Source organism: Pantoea sp. DY-5, assembly GCF_019795955.1.
GTDB lineage: Bacteria > Pseudomonadota > Gammaproteobacteria > Enterobacterales > Enterobacteriaceae > Pantoea > Pantoea leporis.
In genome coordinates this window covers 1,594,831-1,611,135 of the sequence record NZ_JAIMIE010000001.1, presented here as the reverse complement: position 1 = coordinate 1,611,135, position 16,305 = coordinate 1,594,831, and the positions used below count along the sequence as shown (strand labels likewise).

Here is a 16,305-nt window from a genome sequence, read left to right as displayed (position 1 = left end):
TTGCCTTTCCCGATTCAGCCTTCTACTGTATTGGTCACCAGAACGAATAATGAGGAATAAATCGTGCGCATCGGGATTGATTTAGGCGGGACCAAAATTGAAGTGATTGCACTATCTGATCAGGGTCAGGAACTGTTCCGTCATCGCGTTAACACGCCGCGTGACGACTACGCTGCCACGGTTCAGGCGATTGTCGATTTAGTGCTGCTGGCGGAGGAGAAAACCGGCCAGCAGGGCACGGTCGGCATCGGCATTCCCGGCACGATTTCGCCCTACACGCAACGGGTGAAGAATGCCAACTCCACCTGGCTGAACGGTCAGCCGCTGGATAAGGATTTAGCGCAGGCGCTGAATCGTGACGTGCGCATTGCCAACGACGCGAATTGTCTGGCGGTTTCCGAAGCGGTGGATGGCGCGGGCGCGGGTCAGCCGCTGGTGTTTGCGGTGATTATCGGCACCGGATCGGGTGCGGGCGTAGCGATTGGCGGTGAGTCGCGCATTGGCGGTAACGGCAATGCCGGAGAGTGGGGCCACAATCCGCTGCCGTGGATGGATGAAGATGAACTGCGCCATCGCGCGGAAGTGCCTTGTTATTGCGGCTTGCTGGGCTGCATTGAGACCTTTGTGTCGGGCACCGGCTTCGCTATCGATTATCAGCGTCTGAGCGGTAAAGCGCTGAAAGGTGCGGAAATCATCAAGCTGATTGAGCAGCAGGATCCGGTGGCGGAACTGGCGATGAACCGCTACGAAATGCGTCTGGCAAAATCGCTGGCGCAGGTGGTGAATCTGCTGGATCCCGATGTGATTGTGCTGGGCGGCGGCATGAGTAACAACGATCGCCTGTACCAAACCGTGCCGGCGCTGATGAAGCAGTGGGTGTTTGGCCGCGAGTGTGAAACACCGGTGCTGAAGGCGGTACATGGCGATTCGAGCGGCGTGCGCGGGGCGGCGTGGTTGTGGCCGTTGAAAGGGTAGTTTCTTTTACGCACCTCTGTATGTGCTCGCTTTCCCCCTCCTCGGTTTGTGCTCGCTTTCCCCCTCCTCGGTCCTCCCCCATAAATGGGGGAGGAAGATGCTGCTATATGTGAGTTTGGATGCTGCATGTGGCAGCATCTCCTTCCCCCGTTTACGGGGGAAGGCCGGGATGGGGGACAGCCAGCACTAACCCACTCACTCACCCACTAACATCGAATCCTGCGGCGCGTTATCACGCTGGGCTTTCGTCGCCAGGAAGTAGACATATCCCACCGCCATAATCGCCACAAACAAGCCGCCAATCACCGGGTTGAACCACAGCATCGCCACCAGACACACCAGCGACAGCACCAGCGCAATGCCCGGCACAATCGGATAGCCAGGCGCACGGAAGCTGCGCTCCATCTCTGGCGCAGTGCGACGCAGTTTAAACAGGCTCAGCATACTCATCAGATACATCACAATCGCGCCGAACACCGCCATGGTGATCATCGCAGCGGTCAGCGTCATGCCTTGCAGATTAATGAAACCATCGCTGTAGATCGCGGCGATGCCAATCAAACCGCCGGCGATAATCGCGCGGTGCGGCGTCTGAAAGCGCGACAGCTTCGCCAGACTTTGCGGCAGATAACCGGCGCGGGCGAGGGCGAAGAACTGGCGCGAATAGCCGAGAATAATGCCGTGGAAGCTGGCAATCAGGCCAAACAGACCGATCCACACCAGCATGTGCATCCAGTTGGAGTTTTCACCCACAATCATCTTCATTGCCTGCGGCAGCGGATCGTTGATGTCCGACAGCTTGCGCCAGTCGCCAGCGCCACCGGCCAGCAGCATCACGCCAATCGCCAATACCACCAGCGTCAGAATGCCGGTGATATAGGCTTTGGGAATGGTGCGTTTGGGATCTTTGGCCTCTTCGGCCGCCATCGCCGCGCCTTCAATCGCCAGGAAGAACCAGATGGCGAACGGAATTGCGGCAAAGATGCCAGACATCGCCGGCATGCCGAAGTGATCGCTGCCCGCCCAGCCGTTAGCGGCAAAGTTGGCGATGCTGAAGCCCGGCGACACCACGCCCATAAACACCAGCAGCTCCAGAACCGCCAGCACGGTGACCACCAATTCGAACATCGCCGCCAGCTTAACGCCGAGAATGTTCAGCGTCATGAAGACGATATAGGCGCCGACCGCGGCGGTTTTCGGATTGAGATCGGGATATTGGACGTTGAGGTAAGCGCCAATCGCCATGGCGATCGCCGGCGGTGCGAACACGAACTCAATCAGCGTGGCGAGGCCCGCGATCAAGCCGCCGGTTTCGCCGAACGCGCGGCGGCTATAGGCAAACGGACCGCCCGCATGCGGAATCGCGGTGGTCAGTTCGGTAAAGCTGAAAATGAAGCAGGTATACATGGTGGCGATCATCGCGGTGGTGATCAGAAACCCTAGCGTGCCCGCCACGCCCCAGCCGTAACTCCAGCCAAAATATTCCCCGGAAATCACCAGTCCAACCGCAATGCCCCACAAATGCAGGGTGCCCAGCGTGGGTTTGAGCTTATTCGTCATCATCTTCTCCCCGTCGTCATTGTTGGTGCGGCAGCTTCACCGCGCTTTTTTATCTTTGCGCTACAGTGAAGTGATAATGCCGCTGCCGGGCGCGGGAAAACTTGACGCGGGCGCAGTGAGTTTTGTCCTCCACGGTCAACTCTGAGGCAAGAAAAGTGCCAGATGCACGCTGCGGTCAACTTTGGGTTGTCTGCGGTCAAGCAGTCAGGACGACGTCATCCCATGCTGATATCACTTGCTTGATGCTGGAGATTGATGAATGAGTGCCGAACAATCCGATACCTTAACCGATACTGAAATCACCCTGCTGGCGCATCAGGCGCTGGCCCGTTATCCCGCGGCACTGCGCGGCGAACTCAAGCTGCTGTGCCGGTCGGAAAATGCCACCTTCCTGTTGCAGGCGGCGGGCAAACGCTACGCGCTGCGTCTGCATCGTCCTAACTATCACAGCAAAGCGGACATTCAGAGCGAGCTGCTGTGGCTGGATGCGCTGCGTGACATCGGCATTATGGTGCCGCAGGCGATCCCGGCCAGCGATGGCGCAACCGTGCTGACGCTGCCGATGGCAAACGGCGCAGAGCGCTACGCCGTCTTGTTCCACTGGATCGAGGGTGATATGCCCACCACCGATGTCGATCCTAAAGCGTTTCAGCAGCTTGGTCACATCACCGCGCGTTTGCATCAGCACAGCCGCAGCTGGCAGAAACCGGCCAGTTTCCAGCGCATCATCTGGGATCATCACACCATGGTCAGCGATCATAGCCATTGGGGACGCTGGCAGGATGCGCCGAACCTCAATCCGGCCGATCACGGCATCGTCGCCGAAGCGGTAGCGCGCGTCGGGCAGGAGCTGCAGGGCTTTGGCAAAGGGGCGGATCGTTATGGTTTGATCCACGCCGATCTGCGTCTGACCAACCTGCTGCTGCATAAAGGCGAAACGCGGGTGATCGACTTTGATGACTGCGGACTCGGCTGGTATCTGCACGATCTGGCGGCGGCGATCAGTTTTGTTGAGCACCATCCGCGCGCCGCCGAATGGGTGGATAACTGGATCCTCGGTTACGAAAAAGTGGCGCACATCAGTGATGACGAGATGGCGCTGGTGCCGACGCTGCTGATCCAGCGCCGCATTCAGATGACGGCGTGGATGGGATCGCACGCGGAAACGGAAATGGCACTGAGCCTTGGACCGCGCTGGGCCGATCACTCGGTGCGCCTCTGCCGACGTTATCTGGAAACCAATCAGCTTCCAGTCGGCGTCTGATGCACCAGCAGTGAGCAGCTTTGCGCTGTCGCGGCGCAGCAAAGGTCGCCATTCATGGCGACCCTGCGACAAAATCCGCAAATCATCCGCCTGGTACGAATATTGCTGGAATCCTCAACCTGTTTCACTCGCGCCACACGCAGAGGTTCCGATGCAATCACTCATAACACCCACTGAAGCCTTGAGCGCCTTGTCCGTCAGCGCCAGCAACCGCGGCGTTTTGGCGGCGGCGGCTACCGGACTGAGCGGGTTTATCACTGACAAAGGCGGCGATGTCGATCGTATTTTTGGCATCAGCGGCATCAACTCCGAACTGCTGGCGAGCCCCACGCTAAGCCTGGGTTTGGTGAACTACTGCCGCGTGATGGAAGAGGCAGCGCGTCATTCCGGTTTTGATAACTTCGGTTTGCATTACGGCAAGCAGTTCAAACCGCAGTCATTAGGCTTGATTGGGTATATCGGCCTCTGTTCGCCCACGCTGGAGCAGGCGCTGCACAACGTGGTGAACGCCTTTCCGTGGCATCAGCACGACACGCTGACGCGGCTGGTGGATAAAGGCGAGTGCTGGCGGCTCGATTATCAGGTGCGCCACGGCGCGATCCTCTCCAGACGCCAGGATGCGGAGCTGACGCTCGGTATGTTTCTCAACTTGATCCGCCACGTTGCCGGCATAAACTGGGCACCGCGTGAAGTGCACTTCGAACATCCGCGCCCGGAGCAGTGGCACGAGCACTGCAAAGTATTTGATGCGCCGGTGTGGTTTGATCAACCGTTCAACTCATTACTGATCCCAAAACGCGATCTGCTGCGCAGCATGCCGGAACAAGACCCGATGTTGCTGATGGTGATGCAGGATGCTATCCGCCGCCTGAACAGTTGTGCCAGCCTGCAAAGCGTGGTGGAGCAGGCGCGATCGCAGGTCAATCTGTCGCTGATGCAGGGCGAACCGGTGCTGGAAGAGATTGCCGAAAAAATGGGCCTGTCGAGCTGGTCGCTGCAACGGCGGCTGCGCGAAGAGGGCATCAGTTTCACGGCGCTGGTGGACAAGGTGCGCTGCGAGATGGCGACGCACTATCTGCAACAGAAGCAGCTGCCGATCTCAGAGATGGCGCTGCTGCTCGGCTATTCCGAAGTCAGCGCCTTTTCTCGCGCCTTCCGCCGCTGGTTTGGCATCAGTCCGCGCCAGTGGCGCCAGGATGGCTCGGCGTTGCCGGGGCAAAACCGAACCACGCTGGCTGGCTAGCGTCCGGCGGCGGCGGTAAATGGTTGCTTTGACCAATCAACTGCCAGGCGCGCAAGCACAGCGTTTCGTCGCCTTGCGTCTGCGTCACCGCGTAGCGCCCGCTGTTTTGCCACTCAAGCCGCACCAGACATTGCTGACCGGCATAACGGCGCGCATCGCGGAAATGCTGGTTGAGCTGATGCTGCATCTCATCAGTCCACTTGCAGGATGCGCTGCCCGGCGCACTCAGGGGCTGACACAGATTGGCGATGTTATCCTGTTGCTTTGGCTGAGAATGCTGACAAGCGCTGAGCGTCGCAACAATCATTAATCCGCCCAATAATCCCGCCATTCGATTCATTAAATTCATTAATATGCCTGTATTTTCACTAAAATTCCTCTCCCTCACTGCCGACAGTCTACAGACCGACTCAACCAATGCTATGGCATTACTCTGACTGTCGGCAGAACCAGAATTTGCCGCAGCCTCGCAGCTTTATCCCCTTTTGATTCATGGATTAGAAATGCAGAAAAAATATGCCCTTGCGGCACTCTTCTTGTTAAGCGCCAGACTGCTCAGCGGCTGCATGACATCTTCCACGCGGACAGCGCACTGTATATTTCAGTGACCGATTACGGCAGCAGCTATCAGGTGATCCAGAGCGTGACCAAGGTGTCTGCGACGGCGCGTCTGGTGGATTTGCGCAGCGGTAAAGAGCTGTGGCAAGGCATTGCCACCGCCAGCGACGCTGAAGATGGCAATAGCAATAACGGCGGCATCATTGGCATGTTGGTGTCAGTCGCTTAAGCGCAGTGCGACTTTCGTTCGCCCTATGCTGAGGCAGTTGCAGCACTTTCGTGCGGCGACCGAGCAGAGGGCGCCTGGCTGCACTGAAACCCGGGCCCTGCGCCAGCCCAACCCGCCGCTTCGCGGTGCCTTCACTCATTTACGATTCCTGACGGACCGGCGGCGATTCGCTCTTGCTCAGCGCCGCCTCTCGCCGCATCCATGCGGCTCGCCCTGGAGTCCCTCATTCGCTCAGCGGTTTGGGATGTCGCCTCAACACACTTGCTGCAGCATCAATGCATTATTTTGACTCACAGTCGCTACAAATCCCGTAGGTTCGCCATTTATGGCGACCTGCTTTATTCGCCTGGCAGCTCCAGCTTGCTGTAACCCAGGCCATTCATCTTGCGGACGCGGATCTGCACCGGAATACGCTCCTTCATCGCTTCCACATGGCTAATCACGCCAATGGTTTTGCCGCTGGCGTTGAGGGCGTCGAGCGCATCCAGCGCGGTATCCAACGTCTCGGCATCCAGCGTACCGAAGCCTTCGTCAAGGAACAGCGATTCTATGCGCGTTTTATGACTCACCAAATCCGACAGCGCTAACGCCAGCGCCAGGCTGACGAGGAAACTCTCGCCACCTGACAGCGTGCGCGTATCGCGCGTGGCGTCGGCCTGCCAGGTATCAACCACTTCCAGCTCCAGCTCCTCACTGATGCGGCGCTGCAGCAGATAGCGACCGTGCAGGCGATCGAGCTGACGGTTCGCCAGCCACACCAGATGATCGAGCGTCAGGCCTTGCGCAAAGCGGCGGAATTTATCGCCTTTGGCTGAACCCACCAGATCGTTCAGGCGGCCCAGCTGCGCCAGCTCCACTTCATCGGTGGCGATTTGCGTCAGTAACGATTGCTGCTGCAAACGCTGTTGCGCATCGCTGTGCAACTGCTGCTGCGCTTCACCCTGTTGACGGGCATTGTCACGCAACGTCACGCGCAGCTGTTCCAGCTGCTGCTGAATCGTGGCGGCGATCTCGTCGCTCAGATCCGCAGGCCGCTGCTGCTGATGCGCCGTCCAGCGCTGCGAGAGCTGTTCGCTGAGGGTAAGCTGCTGCTGGCGCTGCTGATCGAGCGTTTGCAACTGCTGGCGCAGCTGCTGCACCTCGCGCTCCTCCAGCAGGGCGGCACGCAGCGCGCTTTCATCCGCAAAATCACTCTGCTGCAGCGCAGCGAGGAAGGCGCTTTCTGCGGCAGCAGCGCGCTCACGCAAGGTGTGCTGCTGCGCAGCGATCTGCTCGCACTGCCCATCCAGGCTGTGCAGCAAGCTTTGCGCCTGTTGCCACTGTTGGAGCTGCTGCGCCAGCGCCTGTTCACACTGTTGCAGCGCGGCGTGCTGCTGCTGCCGGGCTTCCGCCACCAGACGATCGCCAAATAGCTGCTGACGCTGTTGCTGCTGCTGCTGGCGTTGCTGCTGTAAAGCGCTGAGCGTCTGCTGCAGCTCATCGAGCCGCTGCTGTTCACGCGCCAGATTCTGCTGCAGGCTGCTGCGCTCGCTTTCGGCTTTTGCCAGCTGCGGCTGCAACTCGCCGTGTAACCGCTCATTTTCCTGCCATGCGGTCCAGCGCTGTTGTAACGCGCGCAGCCAGCTTTCCCGCTCAGCCACATCTGGCAGGACGAGCTGATGCTGCGCCAGCTGTTGTTGCAGCTGCTGCGCCAGTTGCTGCATGGCGCTGCGCTCGCTGGCTTCGCGCTGGCTGATTTCATCCAGCGTCTGCTGCGTGCTGGCGATCTGCTGCTGCGCCAGCTGCTGCTGATTCTGATGATGCTGCCACAGCTGCTGCTGTTGCAGATGCGCGTCCTTTGCCTGCTGCAGCGCACGCGCGGCGTTTTCCCGCGTCTGCAGCTGCTGTTGCTGCAACTGCTCCCGCGCATCCTGCTGCTGTTGCCACTGCGCAAAATCGTCCTGCTGCTCCAGCGTGCAGGTAAGTGCCAGCTCACTGCTCAGCGCTTGCCATTGAGTGTTCACCGTCGCCAACTGCTGATCGTAATCGCTGATTTCCTGCTGCAACGCCTGCTGCTGTTGCAGCGACAGCTTCTGCTGCTCGCCTTTGGCGGTGCCGGACTCTTTCAGCTGCGCCACGCGCGTTTCCAACGTGGCCAGACGCTGCTGATTGGCGCCGGGCTCAAGCTGCTGATATTGCGCGATCGCCGGATGCTGGCACGAGCCGCACAGCGGGCAGGGCTGATCTGGCTGCAATTTGGCGCGCTCGTCGGCCAGTTCGGCGATGGTGCGCTCCAGCTCGCAGATTTTGCGCACATCGAGCAGCGCCTGATGTTCCCGTTTGTACTCTTCGCGCAGTGCCTGCAACGCCTGTTCAGCGTCCTGATGCTGCTGCTGGAGCAGCGTCAGTTTCTGCTGACGCTGCAACCGCTGCGGCTGCAACGCGCGCCACTGCGCGGCGAGCAGGCTGAGCTGTTGGCGTGCAGGGCGTTGGGTTTGATGCTGCGTCAGGGCTTCGCGCAGTTGCGCGCTGCCGATCTCCGCCTCAAGCGAAGTCAGTGCTTGCTCCGCTTGCAGACGCTGCTGCGCGGCCTGCGCTTCGGCTTGCTGCAACGGTTGCGCCGCCTGTTCACGCTGAGTCTGCGCCTGTTGATGCTGCTCCAGCTGGCTGCGCTGCTGTTGGTGCTGTGCGATGAGCTGCGTCAGCGTCTGCTCGTGCTCATCCAGCCGGGCAATCTCCGCCTGCCAGCGCGTCAGTTCAGCGCCCCAATGGGCGACAGCGGCTTCGCGGGTGCGGAATTCCTGCTGCTGCGCTAACTGTTGTTGTAAACGTTCACTTACCTGCTGTTGCTGGCTCAGCGCGGTTTGGCTGGTTTGCAGCGCCTGTTGCTGCTGCAGATGCAGCCGCTGCTGTTCATCCAGTTGCTGCGAGGTGGTGGTGATCTGTTGATCGAGCGGGATAACCTGCTCGGTGAGCAGCGTTTCAAGCTGCTGCTGTTGCTGTAACGCCTGCTCGCGCGCCTGCTGCGCGGCCTGATAATGGCTTTCGCCCTGTTGCAGCGCGGTTTTGGCTTGCAGCAGTTGCGCCTGCAACTGCTGCGATTGCTGTTCCAGCGTACCGAGATCGCCCTGCAACTGTTCGCGCTGCTGCAACTTCTCGCGCAGTTTTTCCGCCGGTTCGGCGCGCGCCAGCCGCTGACGATCGCCATCCGCCTGCTGCCAGGCCTGTTGCGCGGCAAGCAGCGTCTGTTCGGCCTGCTGCTGCTCCTGCGTTAGCTGTTGCTGCTGCACCAGCCATTGCTGCTGATGCTGCGCCAGCGTCAGCTGTTCGCTGAGAATTTTCTCCTGTGTGCCGAGTTCCGCCAGCTGCTGCGACAGCTCGGTGCGGCGCGCTTCATCGAGCAGCGACATGCCACCGGCGCGGGCGCGCAGCGTATCCAGCTCGCTGCGCGCGGTGCGCCAGCGCTCGTAGATCTGCACCGAGATTTGTCCGTAGATCTCGGTGCCGGTCAGCTCTTCCAGCAGCTCGGCGCGTTCGCCGGGTTTGGCATTCAGGAAGGCGGCAAACTGACCTTGCGACAGCATCATCGAACGGGTAAAGCGGGCGAAATCGAGCCCCGACAGGGTTTCAATCGCTTTCAGCTTGTCGCCGACTTTATCGGCGATGATCTGATTATCCGCGACGCGCGCCAGCTCGACGCGCGGTGCCTGCAACTTGCCGTCGGCCTGACCACGCGCACGGTTCTGGCTCCAGAAGGCGCGCCAGGCTTCGCCTTTGATCTCAAACTCCACTTCTGCCAGACACTCGGCGGTGTCGCGGGTGATCAGCTCGTTCTGGGTTTGCGACAGCGTGCCGAGGCGCGGCGTCTGGTGATAGAGCGCCAGACAAATAGCATCAAGTAAGGTGGTTTTGCCCGCGCCGGTGGCGCCGGTAATGGCAAACAAACCGTTGCTGGCAAAGGGTTCACGGCGGAAATCGATAAACCATTCCCCGCGTAACGCATTGAGATTTTTAAAGCGTAACGTCAAAATTTTCATGCGGATGGATTCTCCAGCGCGGCAAGCTGGGTGCGGAACAGCTGCGTTAACTGCTCGGCCTGCTCTGCATCCAGCTGATCTTCCTGCGCCAGTCGGCGAGCAAACACGTCTTCCACTTTTAGTTCGCTCAGGGTTTCGTTCTCCAGCCGTTCGAGACTGCGCTGCCGCTGTTCGCGGCTGCGGCGCACCAGTAGCACTTCGACCGGCAGGTTTTCGGTGAGCGCTTCAATGCGGCGTTGCAGATCGCTGAGGTATTCCTGGGTAGTGATCTCAATATCCAGCCAGGTTGGCTGTTCGCAGGCGATTTCACTGAATTGCGCCAGCTGATGTTCAATCTCCGCCATCGAGCCTTTCAGCATCTGCATCGGCTGGAAGTGCGGAATGGTCAGCGGCGTCACTTCCTTGAGCTTGTCACCAAATTCCAGCAGGAAGACGCTTTTCTCGCGGCCGAGTTCATCAAAACTGAGCGGAATTGGCGAGCCGCTGTAACGAATGTGCTCGCTGTTGGCGATGCGCTGGGCGCGATGAATGTGACCGAGCGCGATGTAATCGGCGGGCGGAAACGCCTGCGCCGGGAAGGCATCCAGCGTGCCGATATAGATGTCGCGCACCGAATCGCTTTTGGTGACGCCAACGGTGGTGAGATGGCCGGTGGCGATGATCGGCAGCGTAACTTCCTGTGCATCGCGCTGCGCCTGCGCGGCAGCAAAGCAGTGCTGATAATGCTGCTCGATCGCCTCCAGCAGCGAGATCTGCTTTTCGCGGCCGGATTGTCCGGCCTGGCTGCGCAGAATGTCGCGCGGACGCAGATAAGGAATGGCGCACAGCAGCGCGCCCGGCGCGCCATCGCGCTGTTTTAGGGTTAACACCTGCTGTTCGCCCTGCGGCGTGGCGCTGGTAATCACCTGCGTATTCAGGCAGGCCAGCAGCTCGCGCGATTCATTCAGCGTCGCCACCGAGTCGTGATTGCCCGCCAGCACCACCAATTGGCAGCCGCTTGGCTGCAGCGCCACCACAAAACGGTTAAACATTTCACGCGCGTAGCTCGGCGGCGAACCGGTATCAAACAGATCGCCGGCGATAATCAGCGCATCCACCTGATGCTGCACAATCTGATCCAGCAGCCAGTCGAGAAACGCCTGATGTTCCCGCGCGCGACTTTTGCTGTAAAAGAACTGACCGAGATGCCAGTCAGCGGTGTGAATGATGCGCATGTTTGCTCCGTGCTCTGTTTAGCGAAGGCGAATTATAACCACTTAAGATCACAAAGAAAAAAAGCAGAATTTTATTGTGACATTTCTGTTTTTTATCTATCTATCTTAGGGCGGTGTTTTCATAAAAGTGTCACAAAACTGACGCATAATGGCGCCGCAAATCCCAGTGACACGGTGTCACACTAGCAGGAGTTACAATGGCTAAGCGCATTTTGGTTGTGGAAGACGAAGCTCCCATCCGTGAAATGTTATGTTTCGTGCTGGAACAGAATGATTACCAGCCTATTGAGGCGGAAGATTATGACAGCGCGATTGGTAAGCTGATCGAACCCTGGCCTGATTTGATTCTGCTGGACTGGATGTTGCCCGGCGGCAGCGGGATTCAGTTTATTAAGCATTTGAAGCGCGAAGCCATGACGCGCGACATTCCGGTGATGATGCTGACGGCGCGCGGGGAAGAAGAAGATCGCGTGCGCGGTCTGGAAGTGGGCGCGGATGATTACATCACCAAGCCATTCTCACCGAAAGAGCTGATGGCGCGTATCAAAGCGGTGATGCGCCGTATTTCGCCGATGGCGGTGGAAGAGGTGATTGAGATGCAGGGCCTGAGCCTCGATCCTTCCTCACATCGCGTGATGTCGGAAACCACGCCGCTGGAGATGGGACCGACCGAGTACAAACTGCTGCACTTCTTTATGACCCACCCGGAACGCGTGTACAGCCGCGAACAGCTGCTGAACCATGTTTGGGGCACCAATGTGTATGTCGAAGATCGCACCGTCGATGTGCATATTCGCCGTTTACGTAAAGCACTGGAATTAACCGGCCACGATCGCATGGTTCAAACCGTGCGCGGAACAGGGTATCGTTTCTCTGCCCGCTACTAAACGTAAACGGAGTGTTTACCGTGCTGGAACGACTCTCCTGGAAGAGATTGTTGACCGAGCTGGCGCTGGTCTGTTTACCTGCGCTGGTGTTGGGTCTGTTGTTCGGATATCTGCCGTGGCTGCTGCTGATTGCGGTGACCGGCGTGATGTTCTGGCACTTCAGAAATCTGATGCGTCTGTCGCACTGGCTGTGGGTCGATCGTTCAATGACGCCGCCCACCGGACGCGGCAGCTGGGAACCGCTGTTTTATGGCCTGTACCAGATGCAATTGCGCAACCGGCGGCGGCGGCGCGAGCTGGGCAATCTGATCAAACGTTTCCGCAGCGGGGCAGAATCGCTGCCGGATGCGGTGGTGCTGACCACCGAAGAGGGCACTATTTTCTGGTGCAACGGCCTGGCGCAGCAGCACCTTGGCTTGCGCTGGCCGGAAGATAACGGTCAGAACATCCTCAATTTGCTGCGTTATCCTGAATTTTCCCGCTATATCCGTCAGCGCAAGTTCGACATGCCGCTGACGCAGATCCTTAATAATCAGCATCATATGGAATTCCGCGTGATGCCTTACAGCGAAGGTCAGTGGCTGATGGTGGCGCGTGATGTCACCCAGATGCACCAGCTGGAAGGCGCGCGACGCAACTTCTTTGCTAACGTCAGTCATGAACTGCGCACGCCGTTAACGGTATTGCAGGGTTATCTGGAAATGATGGACGACGCGGTGATGAACGAGCGCACGCGCAGCAAGGCGTTGCATACCATGCAAGAGCAGACGCGCCGCATGGACAGTCTGGTGAAGCAGTTGCTGACCTTGTCGCGTATCGAAGCGGCGCCAGCCATCGATCTCAAAGAGACGGTGGATGTGCCGGGCATGCTGATGCTGTTGCAGCGTGAAGCGGAAACGCTGAGTCAGGGACGTCACACCATCCATTTCCATACCGAACCGCATCTGAAAGTGTTCGGCAATGATGAGCAGCTACGTAGCGCCATTTCCAATCTGGTCTATAACGCGGTGAATCACACGCCGGATGGCACGCGCATCGACATCAGCTGGCTGCGCACCAAACAAGGCGCGCAGTTTAAGGTGTGTGATGACGGGCCGGGCATTAGCGAGCAGCATCTGCCGCGCCTCACCGAGCGTTTCTATCGCGTGGATAAAGCGCGTTCGCGCGCCACCGGCGGCAGCGGATTGGGGCTGGCGATCGTGAAGCATGCGTTGGGACATCACAACGCGCGGCTGGAGATCACCAGCGTGCCGCATCAGGAAACCTGTTTCAGCTTCCTGCTGCCGCCACGCTTGATTGTGGCTAACGTGATGCAAGAGCAGGTTAATTAAGGTCATGGGATCGCTATTCATGGCGCCATACTTATCAGTTAATAAAGCCTTTTTGGTGCGGGCGCTGACACATCTGCTGCGTCACGGGCCGTCCTCGCGCCGCTAGCGCGGTACCTTCGGCTTCCACGTTGTGCCGACGGACCGTTCGCGGATCGGCCTTCCCTGGCCGACCCCGAACTGCCTCGCGCATCCATGCGCGAGGCTCCTGGCCCAACGTAAAAGCCTCAGCGCTGCGAATGGCCCTTTTGCCGCAGCAGACGCGCCAGCGCCTGAAGCGAATGAGTCCTTTTCAACAACACGCACTGAAGTTTATGAGCAGGCCGGGGGCACTTTTGGGCAGGCAATCCGCAGCGCTGAACGAAGCGAGGAAGCCCGGAGAGCCCGCAGGACGCGGGCGAAAGGCGGAGCCGGGACAAGGAAGTCCCGTCTCCGCCGGTCCGTCAGGCAGACGAGCGAAGTGAAGGTATCGCGTAAGCGGCGTGAGGACCGCCGGACCAAAAGTGACCCCGGCCTGCGCACTCGTCGTTGGTTTAATGGACAAGCATTACGCCTTCATGGAGACCAATTCCCGCCTCATTAACAACCCATACGCAATGTATTGCGTGATAAATCGCGCCGCTCCAGAATAGGCGTCTTACTGAATCGCGGAATCGCCAATGAAATCGCTGTTGATCTCCCTCTTGCTGCTTTGCTCTGCTTTGGCACACGGCCAACAAACCATGCTAACCGGCAATCTGAGCAGCGTTGGATCGGATACGCTGGGTTATCTGATGACATTATGGGGCGAGGATTTCAGCCGCCAGTCGCCGGGCGTCAACGTTCAGGTGCAGGCGGCGGGATCTTCTACTGCGCCGACCGCGCTGGCGGCAGGTGCTGCCCAGCTGGGCGCGATGAGCCGGCCGATGCAGATCGACGAACGTCAACTTTTTACCGCGCGCTACGGCTATCCGCCGCTGGCGGTGCCGGTGGCGATGGATGCGCTGGTGGTAGTGGTTAATCAGGACAATCCGCTGTCGCGCATCGCGCCGCAACAACTCGATGCGCTGTTCTCCATCACGCGTCTGTGCGGCGGGCAGCAAGTGCCGCAGCGCTGGGGCGATCTTGGCCTGAGCGAAGGCCAGTGGGCCACGCGCAGCATCCAGCGCTATGGCCGCAACTCGGCGTCGGGAACATGGGGCTTCTTTAAGCAGCAGGCGCTGTGCAAAGGTGATTTCCGTGCTGATGTCGCTGAATTCCCCGGCTCTGCGGCGGTGGTACAAGCCGTTGCCGCCACGTCCAACAGCATCGGTTATGCCAGTTTTGGCTTTCATCTCAGCGGCGTGAAAATGCTACCGGTGGTCACGGCGAACGGCGACAGCGTGATGCCGGATGCCGAATCGATTCGCAGCGGCCGCTATCCGTGGTCGCGCCCGCTTTATATCTACGTCAACAAAGCACCCGGCAAACCGCTGCCGCCGCTGGTGAATGCCTTTCTGCATCAGGTGTTATCGCCACAAGGTCAGCGTCGGGTGAGCGAAGCCGGCTATCTGCCATTGTCCGATAGCCAGATGGCGCAAGCGCGGGCGGCAATTGAGGGAAATTGAAGAACGTGCATCTGAACATGAAATAGTTTCATGTAAGCTGAATTTTCTTCCGTTGCCGAAAAGGTAACAGCGTGGCATTCTTCTTGGACATATAGCCGTCCAGATGGCTGATATAACCCAGCGAAATTATACCCTGACGCAACTATGTGCTCAGCCAGGAGAGAAGATGCCACGTCATAACCCGTTCCGAGCCGATACCGTCGGCAGTTTTCTGCGTCCCGCTGCCATCAAGCAGGCGCGTGTGCAGTTTGCCAATGGCGAAATCAATGCTGAGCAACTGCGTCAGGTTGAAGATCGCGAAATCCGCAACGTTGTAGAACAGCAGCGTGCCAACGGCCTGCAGATCGTTACTGATGGTGAATTCCGTCGCGCATGGTGGCACTTCGATTTCTTCGGCGATCTGCACGGCGTCGAGCTGTTCGAAGCGGAGCAGGGCATTCAGTTCAACGGCGTGCAGACCAAAGCGCACGGCGTGAAAGTCATCGGTAAAGTGGCCTTTAATCCTCAACACCCGATGCTGGATCATTTCCGCTTCCTGCAAAGCGTGGCGGGCGATGCGGTTGCCAAGATGACGATTCCCAGCCCAAGCGTGCTGCACTTCCGCGGTGGCCGTAAGGTGATCGATGCCACGGTATATCCCGATCTGAAAGATTACTTCGCCGATCTGGCGCAGACCTATAAAGACGCCATCAAAGCGTTTTATGCGGCTGGCTGCCGTTATCTGCAGCTGGATGACACGGTGTGGGCCTATCTGTGCTCAACCGAACAGCAGCAGCAGATCCGAGAGCGTGGTGAAGATCCACAGGAACTGGCGCGCATCTATGCTGAAGTGCTGAATACTGCACTGGAAGGTAAGCCAGAGGATCTGACCGTTGGGCTGCATGTGTGTCGCGGCAACTTCCGCTCAACCTGGATCTCCGAAGGTGGCTATGAGCCGGTCGCCGAAGTGCTGTTTGGCGGCGTGAATATCGATGCTTTCTACCTGGAGTATGACAACGAACGTTCAGGTGGCTTCGAGCCGCTGCGCTTCCTCAAGCCTGGCCATCAGCAAGTGGTGCTGGGTTTGATCACCACCAAAAACGGCGAGCTGGAAGATGCGGAGCAGGTGAAAGCGCGTTTGCAGGAAGCAGCACAGTTCGTCAGCCTCGATCAAATCTGCCTCAGCCCGCAGTGTGGCTTTGCCTCAACCGAAGAGGGCAACAGCCTGAGCGAAGAGCAGCAGTGGCAGAAGATTCGTCTGGTGGTCGATATAGCAAGAACAGTCTGGTAATTCTGTAAAGTTAGCCAAACAGGCGCGTAAATCGCGCCTCTTGTGCATCCACAGGCTGATTTATGCAAAGAGATCTCCCGCACTGAGGAAACATTTAGCAAATCATCTGAGGTGTTTTGCCGCTATTCCACCGTGATTCACTGCTTTCTCCCGCTATCTTGTTATATCCTTCTGG

At 58.7% G+C, this 16,305-nt stretch carries 11 protein-coding genes and 1 pseudogene; 8 read left to right on the top strand and 4 right to left on the bottom strand.

From position 1 onward, the window contains the following. Positions 1 to 63 precede the first annotated feature (63 nt). On the top strand, positions 64 to 975 hold the full coding sequence (mak, locus tag K5Y30_RS07675) for a fructokinase (protein ID WP_222210827.1): 912 nt from the start codon (positions 64 to 66) through the stop codon (positions 973 to 975). A gap of 195 nt (positions 976 to 1,170) precedes the next feature. Here the strand turns inward: mak and eat are convergent, their stop codons facing one another. Further along, positions 1,171 to 2,535, bottom strand: a complete 1,365-nt coding sequence (eat, locus tag K5Y30_RS07670) for an ethanolamine permease (protein WP_061717487.1) — start codon at positions 2,533 to 2,535, stop codon at positions 1,171 to 1,173. Between the two features lie 259 nt (positions 2,536 to 2,794). Between eat and K5Y30_RS07665 the strand changes: the two genes are divergently transcribed. Together K5Y30_RS07665 and K5Y30_RS07660 are read left to right on the top strand one after the other, a co-directional pair. After that, positions 2,795 to 3,799, top strand: a complete 1,005-nt coding sequence (locus tag K5Y30_RS07665) for a phosphotransferase enzyme family protein (protein WP_222210826.1) — start codon at positions 2,795 to 2,797, stop codon at positions 3,797 to 3,799. 151 nt (positions 3,800 to 3,950) lie between these two features. After that, positions 3,951 to 5,042, top strand: coding sequence for an AraC family transcriptional regulator (locus K5Y30_RS07660; RefSeq protein WP_222210825.1), 1,092 nt, complete (start codon positions 3,951 to 3,953; stop codon positions 5,040 to 5,042). On the opposite strand, the gene K5Y30_RS07655 is transcribed toward K5Y30_RS07660, so the two are convergent. Continuing rightward, complete coding sequence (locus K5Y30_RS07655; protein ID WP_222210824.1) at positions 4,972 to 5,391, bottom strand: cell envelope integrity protein TolA; 420 nt, start codon at positions 5,389 to 5,391, stop codon at positions 4,972 to 4,974. The two genes, K5Y30_RS07660 and K5Y30_RS07655, sit on opposite strands and share 71 nt — an antisense overlap. A 204-nt stretch (positions 5,392 to 5,595) precedes the next feature. Between K5Y30_RS07655 and K5Y30_RS07650 the strand changes: the two are divergent. Next, positions 5,596 to 5,826, top strand: a pseudogene (locus tag K5Y30_RS07650) (GNA1162 family protein); the annotation flags it as partial. Positions 5,827 to 6,167: 341 nt separating this feature from the next. On the opposite strand, the gene K5Y30_RS07645 reads toward K5Y30_RS07650, so the two are convergent. Both K5Y30_RS07645 and sbcD read right to left on the bottom strand, forming a co-directional pair. After that, positions 6,168 to 9,845 carry an AAA family ATPase gene (locus tag K5Y30_RS07645; RefSeq protein WP_222210823.1) on the bottom strand — a complete coding sequence of 1,226 codons (3,678 nt, stop codon included), beginning with the start codon at positions 9,843 to 9,845 and terminating at the stop codon, positions 6,168 to 6,170. Continuing rightward, the gene (sbcD, locus tag K5Y30_RS07640) at positions 9,842 to 11,059 is read right to left on the bottom strand and encodes an exonuclease subunit SbcD (protein WP_222181534.1); all 1,218 of its coding nucleotides are present in this window, start codon (positions 11,057 to 11,059) and stop codon (positions 9,842 to 9,844) included. The genes K5Y30_RS07645 and sbcD overlap by 4 nt, the downstream gene beginning before the upstream one ends. Positions 11,060 to 11,256: 197 nt before the next feature. On the opposite strand from sbcD, the gene phoB reads away from it, so the two are divergent. The 4 genes from phoB (at position 11,257) to K5Y30_RS07620 (ending at position 16,130) form a co-directional block, all read left to right on the top strand. Next, positions 11,257 to 11,946: a phosphate response regulator transcription factor PhoB gene (gene phoB / locus K5Y30_RS07635; RefSeq protein ID WP_007887040.1), complete on the top strand. Its 690-nt coding sequence runs from the start codon at positions 11,257 to 11,259 to the stop codon at positions 11,944 to 11,946. A gap of 20 nt (positions 11,947 to 11,966) precedes the next feature. After that, a complete protein-coding gene (gene phoR / locus K5Y30_RS07630) occupies positions 11,967 to 13,277 on the top strand; it encodes a phosphate regulon sensor histidine kinase PhoR (protein WP_222181535.1) in 1,311 nt (436 codons plus the stop codon). A 656-nt stretch (positions 13,278 to 13,933) separates the two neighbouring features. After that, positions 13,934 to 14,860, top strand: a complete 927-nt coding sequence (locus tag K5Y30_RS07625) for a PstS family phosphate ABC transporter substrate-binding protein (protein ID WP_222210822.1) — start codon at positions 13,934 to 13,936, stop codon at positions 14,858 to 14,860. Positions 14,861 to 15,026: 166 nt separating this feature from the next. After that, complete coding sequence (locus K5Y30_RS07620; protein ID WP_222210821.1) at positions 15,027 to 16,130, top strand: cobalamin-independent methionine synthase II family protein; 1,104 nt, start codon at positions 15,027 to 15,029, stop codon at positions 16,128 to 16,130. Positions 16,131 to 16,305: the final 175 nt, after the last annotated feature.